The sequence below is a fragment of the Providencia rustigianii DSM 4541 genome (assembly GCF_000156395.1).
Classification (GTDB): Bacteria; Pseudomonadota; Gammaproteobacteria; order Enterobacterales; family Enterobacteriaceae; genus Providencia; species Providencia rustigianii.
Genome location: NZ_GG703817.1, coordinates 743,382 through 761,851 on the forward strand (window position 1 = coordinate 743,382; position 18,470 = coordinate 761,851).

General features: G+C 39.6%; 14 protein-coding genes. 3 read left to right on the forward strand and 11 right to left on the reverse strand.

Features of this window, described 5'->3' with window-relative positions; translation table 11 throughout:
- Positions 1-163: 163 nt before the first annotated feature.
- From pepT to PROVRUST_RS03640, 7 genes are all read right to left on the reverse strand, one after another.
- Positions 164-1,396 (reverse strand): peptidase T, encoded by a 1,233-nt coding sequence (pepT, locus tag PROVRUST_RS03610; protein WP_006813337.1) that lies wholly within the window; start codon positions 1,394-1,396, stop codon positions 164-166.
- A gap of 16 nt (positions 1,397-1,412) precedes the next feature.
- Positions 1,413-2,966 (reverse strand): AbgT family transporter, encoded by a 1,554-nt coding sequence (locus PROVRUST_RS03615; RefSeq protein ID WP_006813338.1) that lies wholly within the window; start codon positions 2,964-2,966, stop codon positions 1,413-1,415.
- Between the two features lie 297 nt (positions 2,967-3,263).
- Entirely contained in the window at positions 3,264-3,671 is a 408-nt protein-coding gene (gene psiE / locus PROVRUST_RS03620) for a phosphate-starvation-inducible protein PsiE (RefSeq protein ID WP_172459984.1), read from the reverse strand.
- Positions 3,672-3,887: 216 nt separating this feature from the next.
- On the reverse strand, positions 3,888-4,304 hold the full coding sequence (locus tag PROVRUST_RS03625; RefSeq protein WP_006813340.1) for a GFA family protein: 417 nt from the start codon (positions 4,302-4,304) through the stop codon (positions 3,888-3,890).
- A 17-nt stretch (positions 4,305-4,321) separates the two neighbouring features.
- On the reverse strand, positions 4,322-4,594 hold the full coding sequence (locus tag PROVRUST_RS03630) for a hypothetical protein (RefSeq protein ID WP_006813341.1): 273 nt from the start codon (positions 4,592-4,594) through the stop codon (positions 4,322-4,324).
- Positions 4,595-4,768: 174 nt separating this feature from the next.
- On the reverse strand, positions 4,769-6,250 hold the full coding sequence (locus PROVRUST_RS03635; RefSeq protein ID WP_006813342.1) for a DUF3999 family protein: 1,482 nt from the start codon (positions 6,248-6,250) through the stop codon (positions 4,769-4,771).
- On the reverse strand, positions 6,247-8,994 hold the full coding sequence (locus PROVRUST_RS03640) for a DUF2339 domain-containing protein (protein ID WP_006813343.1): 2,748 nt from the start codon (positions 8,992-8,994) through the stop codon (positions 6,247-6,249). Before PROVRUST_RS03640 ends, PROVRUST_RS03635 begins: the two co-directional genes overlap by 4 nt.
- Positions 8,995-9,664: 670 nt before the next feature.
- Between PROVRUST_RS03640 and PROVRUST_RS03645 the strand changes: the two genes are divergently transcribed.
- Positions 9,665-10,588 carry an AEC family transporter gene (locus PROVRUST_RS03645; RefSeq protein WP_006813345.1) on the forward strand — a complete coding sequence of 308 codons (924 nt, stop codon included), beginning with the start codon at positions 9,665-9,667 and terminating at the stop codon, positions 10,586-10,588.
- 156 nt (positions 10,589-10,744) lie between these two features.
- On the forward strand, positions 10,745-11,722 hold the full coding sequence (gene glpX / locus PROVRUST_RS03650; RefSeq protein WP_172459983.1) for a class II fructose-bisphosphatase: 978 nt from the start codon (positions 10,745-10,747) through the stop codon (positions 11,720-11,722).
- A gap of 63 nt (positions 11,723-11,785) precedes the next feature.
- Here glpX and dtpA read toward each other — a convergent pair whose 3' ends face one another.
- Positions 11,786-13,258, reverse strand: a complete 1,473-nt coding sequence (gene dtpA / locus PROVRUST_RS03655) for a dipeptide/tripeptide permease DtpA (protein ID WP_006813347.1) — start codon at positions 13,256-13,258, stop codon at positions 11,786-11,788.
- A gap of 896 nt (positions 13,259-14,154) precedes the next feature.
- On the opposite strand from dtpA, the gene PROVRUST_RS03660 reads away from it, so the two are divergent.
- Positions 14,155-15,216, forward strand: coding sequence for a tetratricopeptide repeat protein (locus tag PROVRUST_RS03660; protein ID WP_006813349.1), 1,062 nt, complete (start codon positions 14,155-14,157; stop codon positions 15,214-15,216).
- Between the two features lie 179 nt (positions 15,217-15,395).
- Here PROVRUST_RS03660 and PROVRUST_RS03665 read toward each other — a convergent pair whose 3' ends face one another.
- From PROVRUST_RS03665 to dpiB, 3 genes are read right to left on the reverse strand one after another with little or no spacing between them, the layout of a single operon-like run.
- On the reverse strand, positions 15,396-15,878 hold the full coding sequence (locus tag PROVRUST_RS03665; protein WP_006813350.1) for a glutathione peroxidase: 483 nt from the start codon (positions 15,876-15,878) through the stop codon (positions 15,396-15,398).
- 45 nt (positions 15,879-15,923) lie between these two features.
- Complete coding sequence (dpiA, locus tag PROVRUST_RS03670) at positions 15,924-16,607, reverse strand: two-component response regulator DpiA (protein ID WP_006813351.1); 684 nt, start codon at positions 16,605-16,607, stop codon at positions 15,924-15,926.
- Positions 16,600-18,237, reverse strand: coding sequence for a sensor histidine kinase DpiB (dpiB, locus tag PROVRUST_RS03675; protein ID WP_006813352.1), 1,638 nt, complete (start codon positions 18,235-18,237; stop codon positions 16,600-16,602). Before dpiB ends, dpiA begins: the two co-directional genes overlap by 8 nt.
- Positions 18,238-18,470 lie beyond the last annotated feature (233 nt).

Sequence of the window (18,470 nt, forward strand, 5' to 3'; positions counted from 1 at the left end):
ATAAATGAAAATATCAATAAGTTATATCTTCTTTTAAAATTAAAATAACAACTTATTCCTCCAGTTATGATTCAAATTTAATTATTAATCGCTAGAATAATTCAATAAATAAAAAAATAGCCGCTCTTCAGCGGCTACGACACAGTACATCACTAAAATACGGTTATTTTTGTCCGACTAATCGGCAAATAGTTTCAGTAACTAAATAACTTTTCTCAAATGATGTCATCGGTAAAAATTCAAAACGGGAATGGAAATTATGTGCACCCGTAAAATAATTTGGTGTCACGATCCCACGAGCAGACAGTGCCGAACCGTCGGTACCCCCACGCATTGGAATAATATTTGGCTCAATGTTATGAATTTTTAGCGCTTCTAGAATAATATCTACCGCCGTACGATCTTCACCAATAGAGTCGCTAATATTGCTATAGACATCATCAACTTTGAACTCGATTTTTGCTCGCGGATGGCGTGTTCTAATCAGTTCAATACTCTCAGCAATAAAACGTTTACGAGCTTCAAAACTTGGGCGGTCAAAATCACGGATCGCCATTTTGATTTTTGCTTCATTTGGGTTTGCTGCCAAGTCTGTGATGTAGAAATAACCTTCACGATGTTCAGTGTGTTCTGGTGTATCAAAGCGGTCGAAACAACCAATAAAATCATGAGCAACACGGATTGGATTCAATAATACATTTTTCGCCGACATTGGGTGCGCGGTGATCCCTTTAATTTCCACCTCAATAGAAGCGGCGTTAAAGGTTTCAAATACTACTTCACCTAATGCACAACAGTCGATCGTATAGGCAAAATCCACTTTAAAGCGCGATAGATCCATGATTTTCGAACCACGAAGACCGATTTCTTCATCTGGTACAAATGCCACATAGATATCACCACAATCAAAATCTGCATTTTGTAGCTTGTTCATCAGCTCCATGACCACAGTGATTGCCGCTTTGTCATCAGCACCAAGAACACTGGTCCCATCACTGAAAATGATATTTTCACCGATATAAGCCGTCGCTTCTGGGTGCTCTGCCGTTTTAAACCACACATCTTCCTGAGTATTCAGGCACAGATCTTTACCTTCATACTTCAATGTTTGTGGTTTAATCACCGGAGATAAACCTACATCCACCGTATCTAAGTGAGCCACAAAACCGATTTTCGGTGCTTTCGGTTTATTTCCGGGACGCATAGCATACAAAATGGCATGCTCATCTACATATACATCTTTCAAGCCATAGCTTTCTAACTCTTTAGCAAGTAAATGTGCCAACTCACGCTGCCCTTCTGTACTTGGTACAACCGAGCTTGATGCATTACTTTGACTTTCAATCGCCACATAGCGATAAAAACGTTCTTCTAGCTGTTTACCTAATTCGTTCATTTCACATACCTTTTACTTATGGCGCAGGCTGCCATGTATAACCGCTATCAAAACCAATTGGAATATCGAATGCCCAGAACAGATATAAAGTCGCTGTTAAGGTGATTAATAACCCTATAGTGAATGGGATCATCATTGAGCACAATGTACCGATACCCGCATTTTTATAGTATTTTTGGCAATACATTAAGATCAGCGGATAAAATGGGAACATTGGGGTACTCACGTTCATCGCGGAATCGCTCACACGGAATGCTGCTTGAGTTAATTCTGGTGAAATACCCACTGCCATTAACATTGGAACCAAAACTGGCGCCATAATCGCCCATTTAGACGTCGCTGAGGTGATCATGATATTTAACACTGCGGTCAGCAAAATCACGCCAAATACGGTCATTCCTGATGGCATATCTAAGGTACGTAATAACTCCGCACCTGATAATGCTAATAATGTTCCTAAGTTAGAGTGTTGGAACGAATACAGGAATTGAGCTGCAAAGAAAGCAAATACAATAAATGGAATCAAAGATTTAGTGATGTTTTCCATCGCCTTAACCACATCTTTGGTTGAGGTGAAGGACTTCGTCATATAACCATACACAATGCCGGGTAATGCGAAGAAAATAAACAGTAACGGCACGATGATTTGCATTATTGGCGCTTTTGGGCTCGTTAAGCTACCATCGGGGCCTCTTAATGGCGAGTTTTCTGGCCATAATAGTGCAAATAAACCAATAGCAAGTCCTATCACAAACAACCCTGCAACACGAAACGCACGGTGTTCTTGAGGCGTAATTTTACCTAAATCCTGCTCAGCATCGATATCTACGTCAGACTGTGTAATTGGTGCATTTTTATTTAACCACGGCTCTACGATTTTTTCAGTAATAAACCAGCAAGTGAAAATAACACCAAAAGTACCACCAAGACTGAAAAAATAGTTACACAGCACATTAACGCTATATCCCGGTGCTAGCATCTGTGCCGCATCTTGTGTAAAACTTTGCATGATGGGGTCGATGATTGATGGCGTATAGCTTGCTGTAAATCCACCCGCTAAACCTGCAAATGCTGCCGCAATCCCAGCTAAAGGATGACGTCCACTTGCGTAGAACATCATTGCTGCAACTGGCATTAAGATGACATAAGCAGAATCAGAAGCTACGTGGGAAACAATCCCAACAAAGACGACAGTTGGCGTCAGCATCTTTGGTGAAATGAAAGACAGCATTTTTTTCAGCGCAGTGTTAATAAATCCACTGCTTTCCGCAATACCAATGCCCAGCGTTGCGACAATGGTTATCCCTAGAGGTGGGAAACTGATAAAATTTTTAACCGCGGTTGTCACAAATAATATGATTTCCTCATATTGAAACATATTCACAACTGCGATTTTTTCTTTAGAGATAGGATGGTAATAACTAAAATCTACAAATGAAAGTAGATAAGATAAAAACCAACATATTACTAGGGCGTAAACAAATAGCATTGTTACATCCGGCATAGCATTGCCGATACGCTCAACACGATTTAAAAACCCTTTTTTCCTAGGTAGTGTTTTCGTTGTCATAGTTTGCAAGTTACTTATGTTATTAGAATAGAAACATTATCACAGTAAATAACCCATTTAGAAAAGTAAAACACTTTCTGACTTTATTTCAACAGAATAAGAACTACTAAACATTCCCTTTCAGCAATACTTATATTATTGGTTTTCATCTAAAATAATTTACCTTTAATTTTATTTTAATCTCGATTTACAATCGGATTATATTACTTAGGTAGTGATTTTATTTATTTCAAAATCGCGCCAAGAAGAATGATTATTATTATCCTTGACGTGACCGATAAATTAATTTGAAGTGTATTATTCGCGTTTAAGTTTCTCAGTATTGGAAATATAAAGTGCGACCACTAGAACTAAGATTGCCCCCGCATGCAGGAGTGTCGTCATTGGATCACTATGGTCAACAATGATTAAGCGGATAATCGCGGTTATTCCAATATAGATAAAATAGCGTAGTGGAAAATGGAAACCTGACATAAAATACTTAATTATCAATGCAATGAACTCAAAATACAGAAAGTAAATCACAATAGCTTCTAACAATTCATACGCTTTAGCTTCTTGGGTACTCCCAAACATCAAGGAGGCCATTGTGAATGTTTCTTTGGCTAAAAAGAAAACCAATACTGCCGCTAAAGCGATCAAACCGATATTAAGAACCCATTGAAGTACCCAAGCAATATTACTCGCATGCTTCATACCCTTCATACTATTCATTAATTGTTCCTCAAATTACTCTCTCTGCGTTTAAAAACTCTAAGTTATATTGTTTATTTAACTTAGTGGGAATATAAAAAACCCAGAGGGGAATAAACAGATTAAAATCGAATAGATTAATTATAATTGAATTTTACGACACTGACATTACAAATGAAGGTTTAAATTAACTTAAGATAAATAGCAGGTATAATACCTGCCAATCAGTTAACTCGTTGAATTATTATTAAATAGGCTTAATACATCTTGCTCAGTAAGCATTATTGTCTTTTCAACAAAATTATAGTAGTTAGGTTTACAGTCAATATAGATCTGTGTTCCCATCTGGGCATGATTACTTTCACTGAATAGTGCCGCAGAGGCGTAATACAGCGATGGAGTATGCAAATGATAAAACAAATGGGTACCACACTGTTGACAAAATGCCCTCTCCGCCCATTCAGAAGAAGCAAAATACCTGACAAACTCTTCACCTTCGATATTCAGATTATCTCCACACTCTACGGTCATTCCGGGGCCACCATTCCATGTCTGACACATACCACAGTGGCAAACATGAATTTTTTCAATAGGTTTATCAATCAGTAATTTAACAGAACCGCATAAACATTGTCCTTCGCACATAGCCTTACCCTTATAATTTATCGTTTATAAAAGTTAAATTGACGACCTGTAAAACGCTTGTCGTTAGTAATTTCACTAAGCTCTTGACGACTTACTTCATGGTTCTCACGTCGAGATTCAAGATCCGCATCATCATTATGAATGATGCGATCCAGAGATAATTCGTAATAGCTGCTATTCGCGCCATCAAAATCTGCAACTAAGGTCGTATCCGCTGATTGTGCAAAAACCGAGGCACTCGTCAGTAATGCAATCGCTATAAAGAAAGGGGTAAATAGGCATTTTTTCATTATCTTCTCCTCATATTATTCTCATGTTTTAGCGCAATTTGCTGTCAGATAATACAGAGGAAAAGTAAGTGTTTTATAGGATTAGTAAAGGTGAATGATGAAAGCCACCAAATCTATACACTCTATAATTTGGTCAATAAAAAAGGAGCTAATGCTCCTTTTTACATCACTTATTTATCTTTCAGAATTCGTTCCATTTGATGAATTCACTTGTTTGAACAAATACCAGCAAAGATAAAGCAGCCCGACAATTCCCATAAATAGCAGAGCCCACAGAGCAATCACCATCCAATTAAAGTTATCTTGAACCATTTCCGTCTGGGTTCTTTTCTCAACACCACCTAATGTCAGTAATTTACCTTCTGTGGTTATTTCAGGATAGCGAGACATTACCTCTTCAACATTATAAGCATGGCCTATTAATTGGGTATAACTGGCTTTATCTAAAGGAACTTGTTTATTTCCCCAAACAAGTAAGAATGGTTCAGCGCCTTGCATGTTTACCACCAAGTTTATAGCATCCCGCATACCATAAATAGTTGGTGGTAGCTCATCCCAACTGCCTTTTAATGCCGTAATTCTTAATCCCTTGATTATTTTATTATCAATCATTAAGTTCGGATTACTTGCCCTTTCACCATCCGTAATTTGGTTGAATACCATTATATTTTTCAATGGCTTCCACTCATCATTGCTGCTTGAAATATATTCAATTTTCAATGGGATCACACGATTTGATTGCTGTAATTTAATGCTTAGTTCAGAAATAGGCTGAGGCATAGGTAGACGATAAATGACCTGCTCCCTTGAATTTCCATCATTCGTAACCTCAAATAAAAATGATTCCTGACGATGGAATGACGTAGCCACATTCTCAAAGCCTGAGACTGTTTTTAGATCGGGGATCTCGGTATCCTGCGGACTCACTATCACCAACATTAAATACGGTGTTGCCAATTCAGTCGGCGTTCCTCTCAATAACTCGATCGTATTACTTGAAACTACCCCTGAATCTAATTTCAAACTCATTACAGGCTGATTAGCCGCAATATTCATCCACTCTTTTTTATCTGAACTGGCATACACGAAAATTTTCGCCTGCCAATCTTGTTGGCTATTAGCCCAGGCTAAATTTAAACTGGTTAACAAACCTTCTTTGGATTGCTGCTCGCGAGATAACAAATAGGCTTGGTAGGTAGTTTTATCCTTTCTTTGCATATTGGGTAATTCAATACGATTCACTTTTCCTGGTACTGATTCCACCAATATATATTGGCTGTCTGAACGATCATCCTCTTGAGAATTCACATTATCGGCACGAGTGACTAAGCGTTGGGAAGTAAAATTAACCGTCGATGTTGCCTGTGACTTATTCGTATCGAAAAATAGCGCCGATGGAACTTCATCTCCCGTTCCATTAAATACACGAACATCTTGCAGAGTATCTGGATAGGCTGATTGCATATAAGCATTAGCGGGTAACTCCAACCAATAAAATGCGCTATTCCTATTCGGTGAACTTAACTCTATTCCTTGATAAAAGTCGTAAGGCGTTATTTCTTTAGATTCATTCGCATAACTTCCATGGGATAATGGCAACATAAAGGAGAAAATCGCCAACAGTCCGCCAAGTTTAATTATTTTTTTGGCTTTCATGCTTGAGTTTCCTTTTCTACAATTTCTGTTTTATCTTTTGGTGGAAGCGGTGAGAAATAACCAACCACTAATATGAGTACTGCGACGGCAATAAACGAAACGGCTCTGGAAATACCATCCTGCCCATAGATATCAATAAGGAACAGTTTTGCAATAACACAAGCGAATATCACCGCACCAGCGACCCACCAAGCACGACTTTTTTGCAGTGCAGCAATCACCATACAAACTAATGCAGCCGCAGCCCAGCTAATCGATAATACTGTTTGAATTAATCGTGAATCATACAAGACATAACGATTCCACATTAAATCAGCAAAATCTGCCGTCGCTCGAAGAATAATGCCGTTGTACCAAATCACAGACAATCCAATAATCACGAACAATAACCCCTGAGTAATGATCGAGTTTATTGCTGTCACCTTTTTGATTTTTTCCATCAACCCTTTACGCATTAAAAGGATCGTAGCGATACTAAATAAACCAGCTTCATCTAACGGGTTAATTAATGGGATATAACTCCAGTAAGTCAATTTCCCATCTTCCATGTTCGACCAACACGAAAGCGCTGTCAGGCCGGTCATTAATGGTAATAGGCTATACCAATACAGCGCACCATGACGGCGCATGGGCGCAAATTTATGGTTTTGCAGCCAATATAGCACCAACACCAATAACGTGATCGCCATAATATAGATAAAATAGCCTAATTCGCTCATACCCCACGGCAAGATCACTACAAACCAGTTCACCTGTGTAAGGCCAAAAATAATAATCAACCATAAGTTAGCAATGTGAGTCATACGCTGAATTAATAAATTTCGAATTTTATAGGCGTATAAAACAGAGAGGATTGAACTACCTAAAATTACAGGCCAAATCAGTGAACCTTCACCACGCCCCATCGGGTTAATATCAAAATAGAAATCAATACTGAGATAATAATAGGCAACAATCCACAAGAAAAATTGGCAGAGTAATAGCGGAGTCCAATTAATACGTAATGCAAATAAACGCCAACACCATGATGATATTAGCACTAACGCCAGAATGATCAGGCTTTCTGTTTCGCTATTCCATGACAATAGAGTGGAAAGTTCAGGAACCCAAATAAACCAAATGAGTAAACCTAAAACCAATAGCCCGTAACTCATCATACTGAAATAGTTTTCTTCTTGGCGACGCAGATGGAATAACCCTCCCGCGCAAATACAAGCAGCAATCAGGCCTGGCATCATATAGATGTGACTGTCATCCCAATAAAAATAAGGATAATCACTTAACACCATCACCGCACTCACGATGATAAGTAAGGATGCCCCAAGCGCCATTTTTTGATGCCCTTGTCGTAAGGCAAACCACAGCAGTAATAATCCCTCTACTGACCATATGATCGAGGTCCACGTAAAGGATAAAGCAAGGGGAATGGCCGCCGTCACAAAACCGGTTCCAATCACCATATTTGCCAATGCCATATTTTTACCTGATGCTTGATAACGTTTATGAAGACGTAACCCCACAAGTAAATATAGCAACCCAAGAAATAGAGAGATAAAGGCAGGTATAAATCCGAGCCCATCAGAGATAAAGAACTGCATCCCAATACTCATCAATGGAGGGAAAAATAATAACGTATTATCCACCACCAATTGTTTACTATGGTCAAAACGTAATGCAAACAGTTGAGTCAGCAAATTAAAGATAATTAAATTGGCAATAATAAAGATTTGGCAAGAGAGATAATAATCATCAATGTAGTTATCTAATCCCCATAATACGGCAACCCCGTATGTCATGAACATTCCAACTAAATTGAGAGGCCGCCATGCCTGCCAACCACTAATAATTAAAATACCGGTCGACAACATTAAATAGTATGAGAATAAAATAATATGACTGCCCCCACCAGTAGAGAGCAGAATTGGGGCTAAATATCCTCCAAGAGAGGCTAAAATAGCCAAACTTATCGTGCGTTGTAATAATGCCAAGGCAATGCTTGCAGCGCAGATAACCAACATGGCGACAAAAGCAAAACCATAGGGGATCATCGTATATAATTTAAAGGCCGCGAATATCGTAATATATAAACAGCCGATTGCCCCACCTTGTAATATCAAACCAAATAAGGCTTTTTTAGTACGTACCCACCAACCTATACCTAATAGAACTAAACACCCTACCGCACTCATGACCAGTCTTAATTCTGGGGAAATAATGTCATTTTGTACACTGTAACTCAGTAGATAGGCCACCCCCAAAAACAGCAGTAAAATGCCAATTTTAGCCAATGGGTTTCCGGTCACTAACCACGTGAAGAAATGTGAGAATAGGGATTTATTATCCGATGAGTCTTGATTCTCAGTGGATTTATCGAAACGATTAGGATTGACATTTTGAGTGGCTTTTATACTCGCCGATGTTGGTATCACCATGACAGGCGATTGAGTCGTTATTGCAGCGATAGGTTGAGGGAGAATTTCTTGGATTTCACTCGGTATAACAATCACACTAGGTTGTGGTTCAATATTGGGGGTCAGTTTATGGGATTCAGACTGAATTTTTGATTGAGCGAGTGAAGATAGATTTTCTTGGGAAACTTGATTTTCTAAAATAATAATTTTTTGATTTAACTGATCAATTTGGTACTGCATTTTGGTAGTGCGATTCATAGCAATCATCGCAAGTATTGGCGCTAAAATAACCAAGATGATTAAGATGAGCCCTACGAGTATCCATGTATCCACAAATAGGTTTCCTTCTTGAACCCAATGTTAGCAACCCAAAATATGTTGAAAGTCGATTTTAGGTGATAAATTAAACGCCGAAATAGACGTCATCGTTGCAACAATTTGAGGTAATAACCAATCAATCAATGCAAAAAATAATCCATAAAATATCAATGTGCCCTAGTGTAGAGACGAATATCTCACTTGCCAACAGTAGGTAACAATATGTTACAAAATAACTCCCCTTGCGAGTTATTCCCACATAAACCTCAAAACGCATTAATAGCTTATTTATCAGTACTCATAATACGAGTTTGGTAATCCAAAGTAACTCGGATAATACTTAATAATCATTTAAAGAGCATCTAAAACTTACAACTAATAATAATAGCAAATTATTTTATTTTTTCGACATTCTATTTTCGATAGTTATTTTAATATCCATCTAAATATACAGATAATAGATGTATTTTTACGTAGTTATGTTATTTATATATTTAAACCAACTATTACCCTACTTAACAAATCGCTATTATCTTTTATCGACTTGTTTTAGATATTATTTGGTTCTAAATAAGTTATATGTCAGAGCTTTAATTTATTACAGTTAGCCCTAAATTATTCGAATTGTAGCTAGGAAAAACCAATGACGTAGCTGTACGAAGAATAATCGTAGAAAGGAGAAAAAATGCTACTACACATTATTTTAGAAGCCCTCAGCCCCATCATTTTAGGTCTTGCTGTTGGCTGGTTATCGGGGAAATATGGTTTTGTTAAACGGGAATACTCCCAGGCTTTCGCCGATTTTGTTGTCAAAATTGCGTTACCCTTCGCCTTGTTCCTTGCGGCTGTACAAGCACCGCCATCGGTTCTCTTAAACGTAGACTATCTACTAGCCTTAGCGGTCGGTCTAATTGCCTCTTATGTTATTGGTTTCTTTGTCGGTAAAGTTTTCTTCCGTCACAATAAAACTGATGCTGCGATGCAAGCATTATCCGTGTCATTTCCGGATATGGCGTACTGTGGGCCACCAGTTTTACTTGCAACGGTAGGCTCATCCGGTCTTATTGCCATGGTACTGGGTAACTTAATTTATACCGTTGTGATTATTCCGTTTACATTACTGATGATCAGCGGCACATCTAAAGGAAATGGGATCCTAAAATCTGTGGGTAAAGCCGTTGCACAGCCGTTAGTTTTCTTACCAGTTTTAGGTGCTGTGCTCGCAATTTGTGGCGTCAAGTTACCAGAAATTCTACAAAACTCAGTGAATGAGCTAGGTAAAACTGCGGGTGGTGTTGCCCTATTCTTCCTCGGTTTATTACTTTCTGGTATTAAACTCACCATCAGTAAAGAAATTATCTTTAACGTTTTTGTAAAAAACTTTGTGCAGGCTGCCTTAATTCTAGGAACCGGTCTTGCTCTAGGTTTAGAACGTGATTTACTAAAAGCGGCCTTTATTATTGGGGTTCTACCGACAGCAACCGCTGTTCCAGCTCTCGCAATCAGTAATAAAGCGTATACGGAAACCTCCGCAGCGACAGTACTCTTAAGTACCATAGCCGCTTTAATCTCCATCATTGGCGGTATTACTATCGTCGAAATGCTGTAACTCTTAAGGGTGGGAGAAATCCTACCCTTTCCTCGTTATTCTCAATTCTCATCGCTGTTTTCCTCGCCAATCATTTGCTATGTCAATCACAATAAAAGTATCATAAGTACAGTTATCTCTTTTTTTAGATTTGTAGGAATAAAATAAACAATGAAAATCAGCGATGAATTAGCATCCGCTATCGCGTCTGTCACCGAAGTTGCGGCAATTGCCGCTTTTGAATGGGTTGGGAAACAAGATAAAAATGCGGCGGATAATGCCGCTGTTGAAGCGATGAGAAACCGACTCAATCAAATTGATTTCCATGGGAAAATTGTGATTGGTGAAGGTGAGATCGATGAAGCACCGATGCTGTATATCGGTGAACAAGTAGGTAAACAAAGTAGTGAGCATCATTTAGATATTGCTGTAGACCCAATTGATGGGACTCGAATGGTCGCTTGCAATGAACACAATGCTATTGCAGTCCTTGCTGCTGCTCCAACAGGAACGCTGTTACAAGCACCTGATATGTATATGGAGAAAATGGTTGTTGGCCCCGCAGCTAAAGGCGCTGTTCATCTTAAAAACCCCATCGAAAAGAACTTAGAATTTCTCTCTGCTGCACTAGATAAACCGATTTCGATGTTAAATGTGGCAATATTAGATAAACCTCGCCACCAGCATATTATCAAAATTATCCGAAATTTTGGCGCTAACGTCATTACCATCCCTGATGGCGATGTACTGGCTTCGTTACTCACTATCTTACCAGAGCATTCCATCGATATGATGTACGGCACGGGTGGCGCACCTGAAGGCATTATCAGTGCAGCGATTGCACGTGCATTAGGGGGCGATATGCAAGCGCGCTTAGTGCCACGTAATAAAGCCAAGGATGATACTAAACAGAATCAGCTATTAGCTGCTCAGGAAGCCATTCGTTGCCAACAGATGGGTATTGAGATTGGTGAGATCTTAACACTCGATTCAATGGTAAGTACCTCGGATGTGATTTTCTCTGCTACTGCTATCACACCAAGCGTGTTGATGAATGGGATTTCTAATGATCCCCACAGTTGCAGTGCCAGTACCATTCTGGTCAATGGTAATAACCGCTCAATGAAAATCATTAATAATCGATATTTTAAATAACCGATTCATATAAAAACAAAAAGGGCGATATTTCTATCGCCCTTTTTTATCACTCTTTCAGAACTATTTATGTTCTAACGTCATACGATTTAAGAGTGGAGCTGTCAGTACCATCACAATTGCGATAGCCCCTGTCACCAAACCAATCTTCATAAACACATCGCTGTACACAGCCAGTGATTCTGCTTTGCTCGTAATAACCCCTTCAGGAACCGCTGCCAGTGAAGCAACAGAACCCGCGATAAATGCTGCGGCAGAGTTAGTTAAGAACCATGCACCCATGATGAAGCCCATTAGACGCTGTGGAACTAACTGAGCCACCATCGCCAGACCTAAGCCTGAAATCATCAGTTCACCAATACTTTGGAAGCCATAGCAGATAATCAGCCATTCAACAGAAACAATACCAGCTTCGTTGGCAAATTTAGCACCAATTGGCAATACGAGGAATGCCGCTGAACACAACAACATACCAATGGCAAACTTGTGCGGCATTGGTAAGTTATCGCCCATTTTATTATAGACAGCAGCCAAAATTGGGCTACCAATCATAATCCATAATGGGTTCAACGCTTGATACTGCGCAGGTTCGATGGCGAAGCCTAACACTTCATGCTCAACGTTATGCAGAGCAAAGAAGTTCAGAGACGTTGGCATCTGGCTATACAGAACAAAGAAGACAATCGCTTCAAGCATTAAGATAAGCGCCACAACCATACGACGACGAGCAATCCCTTTTAATGCGAGCATCTCTTTGACAAAGATAACTAAGATACCGACCGAAACTAAGCCTAATACCGCACGAGCAATGCCTAAGTTATGGAGTAACCAGTTAGAGATGACGACCAGTGCAACAACACCAATAATCGTCGCGAATAATTTAGACAACACAACTGGCTCAAAGTCAGGTTTAGAACCGTGATCCGAAACCCATCTTTTACACATGTAGAAGTTAACAAGTGTAATGATCAAGCCCACAACGCTGAGGGAGAATGCCACATCCCAGCCGTAGTGTTTTGCTAACCATGGCGTTGCCAACATTGAGAAGAATGAGCCGATGTTAACGGACATATAGTACATGGTAAATGCACCGTCCAAACGAGGGTCATCTTTGTCATAACAGGTAGACAACAAGGAGGATGGGTTAGCTTTAAATAGACCGTTACCCACGGCAATTGTTGCTAAACCAAGATACACCATGGAAACGTCATGCCCAGAGTAGGCAACAAACGCATAACCAACAATCAGAACGAGTGTCCCAAGGACAATGGCTCGTTTGGTTCCAAGAACTTTATCTCCTAACCAACCCCCAATGGCAACAAACCCATAGACCAATGCAGAGAATGCAGCAAACAGCGTGATTGATTCCGCTTCTGACATTCCAAGCACTTGGCTAAGGTAGATTGGGAGTATCCCCTGAAGACCGTAGTAACCAAAACGTTCCCAGAGTTCGATAGAAAAGATTAGATAGAATGAACGAGGTTGCTTAAACGCGTTAAGACTGACTTCCTCTTTATTGTTGTTTGTTGTGGACACAAGTTACCTCTAGTACAACCTGTACATATGCAAAAAAAACCACGGAGCGCTATCTGCGCCCTCGCATTGTTATTGTCTCAAGAATTTAAGCCTTAAAAGATTCAATCTCGGTTGGAGGAGTATCAATCCCTGACCTCAAAGCAAACAAAACTGTGTGTAAATATTGTTTATGAATCGTGCAGATAAAATTCAATGAGTTAAAGCACATTTGATTATTTATTCAACATTATCACGAATATATGCCGATTAAATAGAACAACCAATTATGCCATATACACCATTTATGCACCAAAACTATATAATATGCTAGTATTAATTACTGAATTAATACTTACTCATCGTGATTCACTTCAATTTTTTGAAATTATCTGGAATTATTGCCGACCGTTATTTAACCGTTTGTTTATTACATGTTAAGCATAATGTTCTAATTTTAAGCAACCAATAAATCATGCAACATAAAAGAATCATTTATGAAATAAACATATTTAAGTTAAATTATCGGGGTTGAGGCTACAGAGGAAGGAAATAAGGTCAGATTTTGCGCAAAAAAAAGCCCAGTAAAAATTACACTGGGCATAATGCATTCTATTAAGGATCGTGCTACTACTTCAAACTACACTACATAGATGCATTATTGCATTACTTCATGTAAAGAAATGAATGTTGAGGGTAAATATATGAATGTTTGCGCAAACAAACAGTAATATAGATATTAATAAGACCCACAGCTTGTCAGAAAGGTTCCATTTATTTTTGAATATTTTTAAAATTTTTTACAACCCTATGATTTGAAATCATAATTAGAATATAAATATTGGCAATTGCATCCACCATAGCAACCAGATACCCTGTCCTTAGGAATAAATGGCGAAAATTCATCCCAAGGATAACGCGTGAAACGGTTTGCACTCTCTTTACTCTTTGTCAGTTACCTATTCGTTAATTTCAGTTACGCTAAAACGGTTGCTACTCCTGCTGAAACACCAAAAATTGATGAAAAAAGTCTGCTTAAATTAGTAGAAACAGGGCAAGCAGAAGCTCAATTCAATTTAGCTATGTTCTATCAATCCCATGGTCAGCTCGATAAAGCATTACACTGGTATCGCCTATCCGCTACACAAGGCTTTAGTAAGGCACAAATTAATCTCGCGTTGATGTATCAACAAGGCATTGGTGTCCCTAAAGATGAACAAGAGATGTTGCGGTGGATGGAAGCCGCTGCCAAGTCAGGAGACCCCATCGGTCAAATGAATATGGCAGAGTACACTTTGCAAGGCATCCCAAAACTTCTCGAAAAAAATCCACAGCAAGCCCTTGATTGGTTAGAAAAAGCGGCGGAGCAACAATTTCCAGCAGCACAACTAACGCTTGCCTATTGGTATGAAAAAGGCGTTGTAGGCGAAAAAGAACCCCAAAAAGCACATCAGCTTTACCTTGCATTAGCCGAAAAAAATCATCCACAGGCCCTTTATTTATTGGGATATCAAGCCGCGACGGGCATGTATAAAAAAATCGACTACCCCCTCGCCTTTCACTATTTTACTCGCTCCGCTGAACTGGGGTTTTCCCCTGCCCAAAATAGTCTTGGGATGCTCTATTTATCAGGGCAAGGTGTAAAACGCGATATTCCCTCCGCCATTAAATGGCTCACCCTTGCGGCCCAGCAAGGCGAAGTTTCAGCCCAATTTAACCTTGCTCTAATTTATGCGCGAGGTGATGGAATACCAGCGGATCAAGCGAAAGCCTGTCAGTGGTTTATCAAGGCCGCCAACCAACGCAGCCCTGATGCTCAATATGCCAGCGGAGCTTGTTATCAGTATGGAATGGGCGTACCGCAAGATGATACGAAAGCCTTATATTGGTATCGCCTTGCCGCCAAGCAAGGGGACGAACGCGCCCAGAAGAAGGTATTGATCTTAGAAAATGACTTACAAAATTCAAGAAAAGGAAAATAGCCTCAGACTGTCTGCATAAAATAGGCTTTATTCGTTAGCTCACATTTGAGCTAACGAATTTATCGGTACAGCACACGTAGAGTTAATCGTTGGTTTTGAGTGAAAAGCTAGAATTCCCCTTTCTCAAAGAATTCACTGTCAAAAGCACTCTACAATTAATGGCTAGAATTTCTGAGAACTTAAATTTTAAGTGCCGCAACAATTGCCGCCTCTATTTTTTCAGGGGCAGTAAACGGAGCAAAGCGCTTGAGCGGTTTACCGTCGCGACCGATCAAAAACTTCGTGAAATTCCACTTGATCCGCCCGCCTAGCAAACCGGGTAACTCGCTTTTTAGATAACGAAATACTGGGTGTGTTGCAGCGCCGTTGACTTCGACTTTATCAAACATCGGAAAGCTCACGCCGTAGTTAATGTAGCAGGTCTGCGCGATTTCCTCAGCGCCGCCGGGTTCCTGTTTTCCAAACTGATTGCAGGGAAAACCAAGCACCACAAAACCCTGATCCGCGTATTTTTTGTAGAGTGCTTCAAGACTGCCGTATTGTGGTGTAAAACCACAATGGCTAGCGGTATTAACGATGAGAACCACCTTACCCGTATAGTCAGCCATCGAGACAGGATGGCCGCCAAGACTTGTCGCGGTCAATTGATAAAAGGTGGTCATATTAGGATCCTTAAAACAGAGCCAGTCGATAGTGCTATGTATTTGCTAACTAGGCTTACCACGATAAATTCGCTGAGGGCGGCCAACCTTACCATATTCAATTTCAGCTTCGATTTTACCTTGGGCTAAACAATATTCTAAATAACGACGAGCGGTAGTTCGGCTAAGTTTAATGGTTTCAGCGATACTTTCCGCCGTGTATTCCGTATCCGAACTGGCAAATAACGCCAACACTTTATCCAGTGTTAACCCGTCAATTCCAGTCGGTAATTCTTCTTTCATTTCACCGCGAGCATAAGTATTGAACATATCATCAATCTGGCTCTGGCTGGTTCTTTGCTTGCCTTGAACAACCGCTTTGCGTTGAATATAACGATCTAATGTTTGCCCCAAACGTTCATAGGCAATGGGTTTTACTAAATAATCAAAAACCCCCAGACGGATTGCCTCGGAGACGGTTTCCATATCACTGGCCGCAGTCGTAAACACGATATCTGCACTATTTCGTTCATGTAACAGCTCATGCACCAAATCAATGCCTTTACCGTCAGGTAAATAGTTATCGAGTAAGATCAAGTCAGGCTTCATGTACTCAATCATTCTTCTTGCTTCGGCAAGATTCCCGGCAAGCCAGACCTTGTCACAAGCAGGATAAGTTTTTATATACTCGGCATGCATTTCTGCAAGGAGCAGTTCATCTTCGACAATGAGGATTTTTATCTTAACCATGTTGAGTCTTCACTTTCGGTATAAATATTGAGAACACAGTACCATGCGGTTGATTTTCTTCAATTATCACCGCCCCATTACATCGATTAATATAGGATGCCACTAAAAATAGTCCTATACCATGCCCATCGACAGCATCCGTTTTCGTTGTTGTTCCTCGCTCGAACCACTTATCACGCAGCTCTGGAGGAAAACCGCATCCTTGGTCAGCAACTTCAATCACAATCTCTTTTCCTTCATCTGAGAGATATAATTCGACCTGTTTATTGCTCGCCTCATTTTTCAAGCTAGCTTCAAAGGCATTATCCAATAAGTTACCCAGCACTGCGCAGAATTCTGTGCTATTTAATGACTCTGGTAATTCATGCAACTGACAGCCAGGGACAAAAACCAATCGTAAGCCTAACTCTCTAGCTCGATGATATTTACCAAACAACAATCCTGCGACCTGTTTATCAGCAAATTGTTCTCTCAAGGAGTCAATTAACTGTTGGCGGGATTCAGATTCCCCCTTAATTAAAGCCAGCGCTTGGTCATATTCTTTCATTTGTAGTAGACCGCTCAGCGTGGAGATCCAATTAAGGTGTTCATGGCGTAAGGTTCGCAAATTATCCACATACTGGCGTACTTGGGATAGCTGGGAGTTTAAGGATTCTATATCATTTTGGCTACGAAAGCTGATGACGGCGCCGGCTAAAGAGTCACCATCCATAATGGCTACTCGACTAGCAATGACATTTAAGCCATTAAACTCACAAACAATATCATGCTGATTCTTCAATATATCTTTGGTGAAAAATCCTGATGGTGAAATATAATCAGCAACGGGTTTACCCATAATTTGCTTCGATGACTCACTAAGTGCCAGCATTTTCCTTGCGTTGTGGTTGATACTGATGATTTTGCCATAGTAGTCAACCGCAATAATCCCCTCAAAAACAGCATCAAAAATACCTTTTTGAACCAAAACGAGTTGCGTAATTTCTTCAGGTTCCATCCCCAACATCTCTCGCTGAATCAATCGAGTAAATGCCCATGATAAAAACAGCAAAATCACTAAAATACCCAAAAAGGTGGCGGAGGTTTGAACAAATAACTCGGATAAAGACGTGTCAATTTTTTGAGTCAAATAGCCGATGGAGACAACCCCAATTACCTGACCATTCGTATCAAAGATAGGTGTTTTAGCGCGAACCGCATTCCCCATGGAACCTTCACCTTTAATAAAATAGCTTTCGCCATTCTCCAAGGCTCCGGGTTTATTCCACTGCATTTTATAACCAATTTTCTCACCATTAGGATGATATAAACGAATGGAATTCTCATCCCCGATCACCACATAGTCATAACTCGAATCTTGGTTTAATTTATCCGCAATAATTTTGAGCTTAAGAATATCTTTATCTTTAACGGCGCTGACAACCCCATCAATCGATGCAATCAATTTAGCTTGGCTCATCGCCAGCGACCGAATATTCGCCATCAAGCGGTTTTCAGCCGTATCCGTAAAATACTTCCCTAAACCTACCGTGAGTAATAGAGAGGCCAATAACAATAAAAGAAATACTCGCCCAGAAAATGAAAGGAGATTTCCTTTTTTAAATGCAATTTTCGGATAGTCTGCTTTCATCTTGCCTCTCGTTACCGACTGAAAAGTAAAATTATTGTTACAAAAAAACACTGCTACATCGTGGATTACTGTAGTTTAAACGCGATGAATAATAAACATATTATTAATTAAACACATTAAAACCACGGAATAAAGTTCATATCCATTAATTAAAAACTTTAAACCATTAAACAAATACAAACTCATATTAGAAGTATGAAATAGGTCAAACATATTAAATACAGTCTATTTAA

What these genes read in the sequence shown, in the direction of transcription:
- dpiB (WP_006813352.1), bottom strand. Translation starts at nt 18,237, where the DNA reads ATGAAAGCAGACTATCCGAAAATTGCATTTAAAAAAGGAAATCTCCTT.
- dpiA (WP_006813351.1), bottom strand. Translation starts at nt 16,607, where the DNA reads ATGGTTAAGATAAAAATCCTCATTGTCGAAGATGAACTGCTCCTTGCA.
- pepT (WP_006813337.1), bottom strand. Translation starts at nt 1,396, where the DNA reads ATGAACGAATTAGGTAAACAGCTAGAAGAACGTTTTTATCGCTATGTG.
- PROVRUST_RS03615 (WP_006813338.1), bottom strand. Translation starts at nt 2,966, where the DNA reads ATGACAACGAAAACACTACCTAGGAAAAAAGGGTTTTTAAATCGTGTT.
- PROVRUST_RS03645 (WP_006813345.1), top strand. Translation starts at nt 9,665, where the DNA reads ATGCTACTACACATTATTTTAGAAGCCCTCAGCCCCATCATTTTAGGT.
- PROVRUST_RS03630 (WP_006813341.1), bottom strand. Translation starts at nt 4,594, where the DNA reads ATGAAAAAATGCCTATTTACCCCTTTCTTTATAGCGATTGCATTACTG.
- PROVRUST_RS03625 (WP_006813340.1), bottom strand. Translation starts at nt 4,304, where the DNA reads ATGTGCGAAGGACAATGTTTATGCGGTTCTGTTAAATTACTGATTGAT.
- psiE (WP_172459984.1), bottom strand. Translation starts at nt 3,671, where the DNA reads ATGAAGGGTATGAAGCATGCGAGTAATATTGCTTGGGTACTTCAATGG.
- PROVRUST_RS03665 (WP_006813350.1), bottom strand. Translation starts at nt 15,878, where the DNA reads ATGACCACCTTTTATCAATTGACCGCGACAAGTCTTGGCGGCCATCCT.
- PROVRUST_RS03635 (WP_006813342.1), bottom strand. Translation starts at nt 6,250, where the DNA reads ATGAAAGCCAAAAAAATAATTAAACTTGGCGGACTGTTGGCGATTTTC.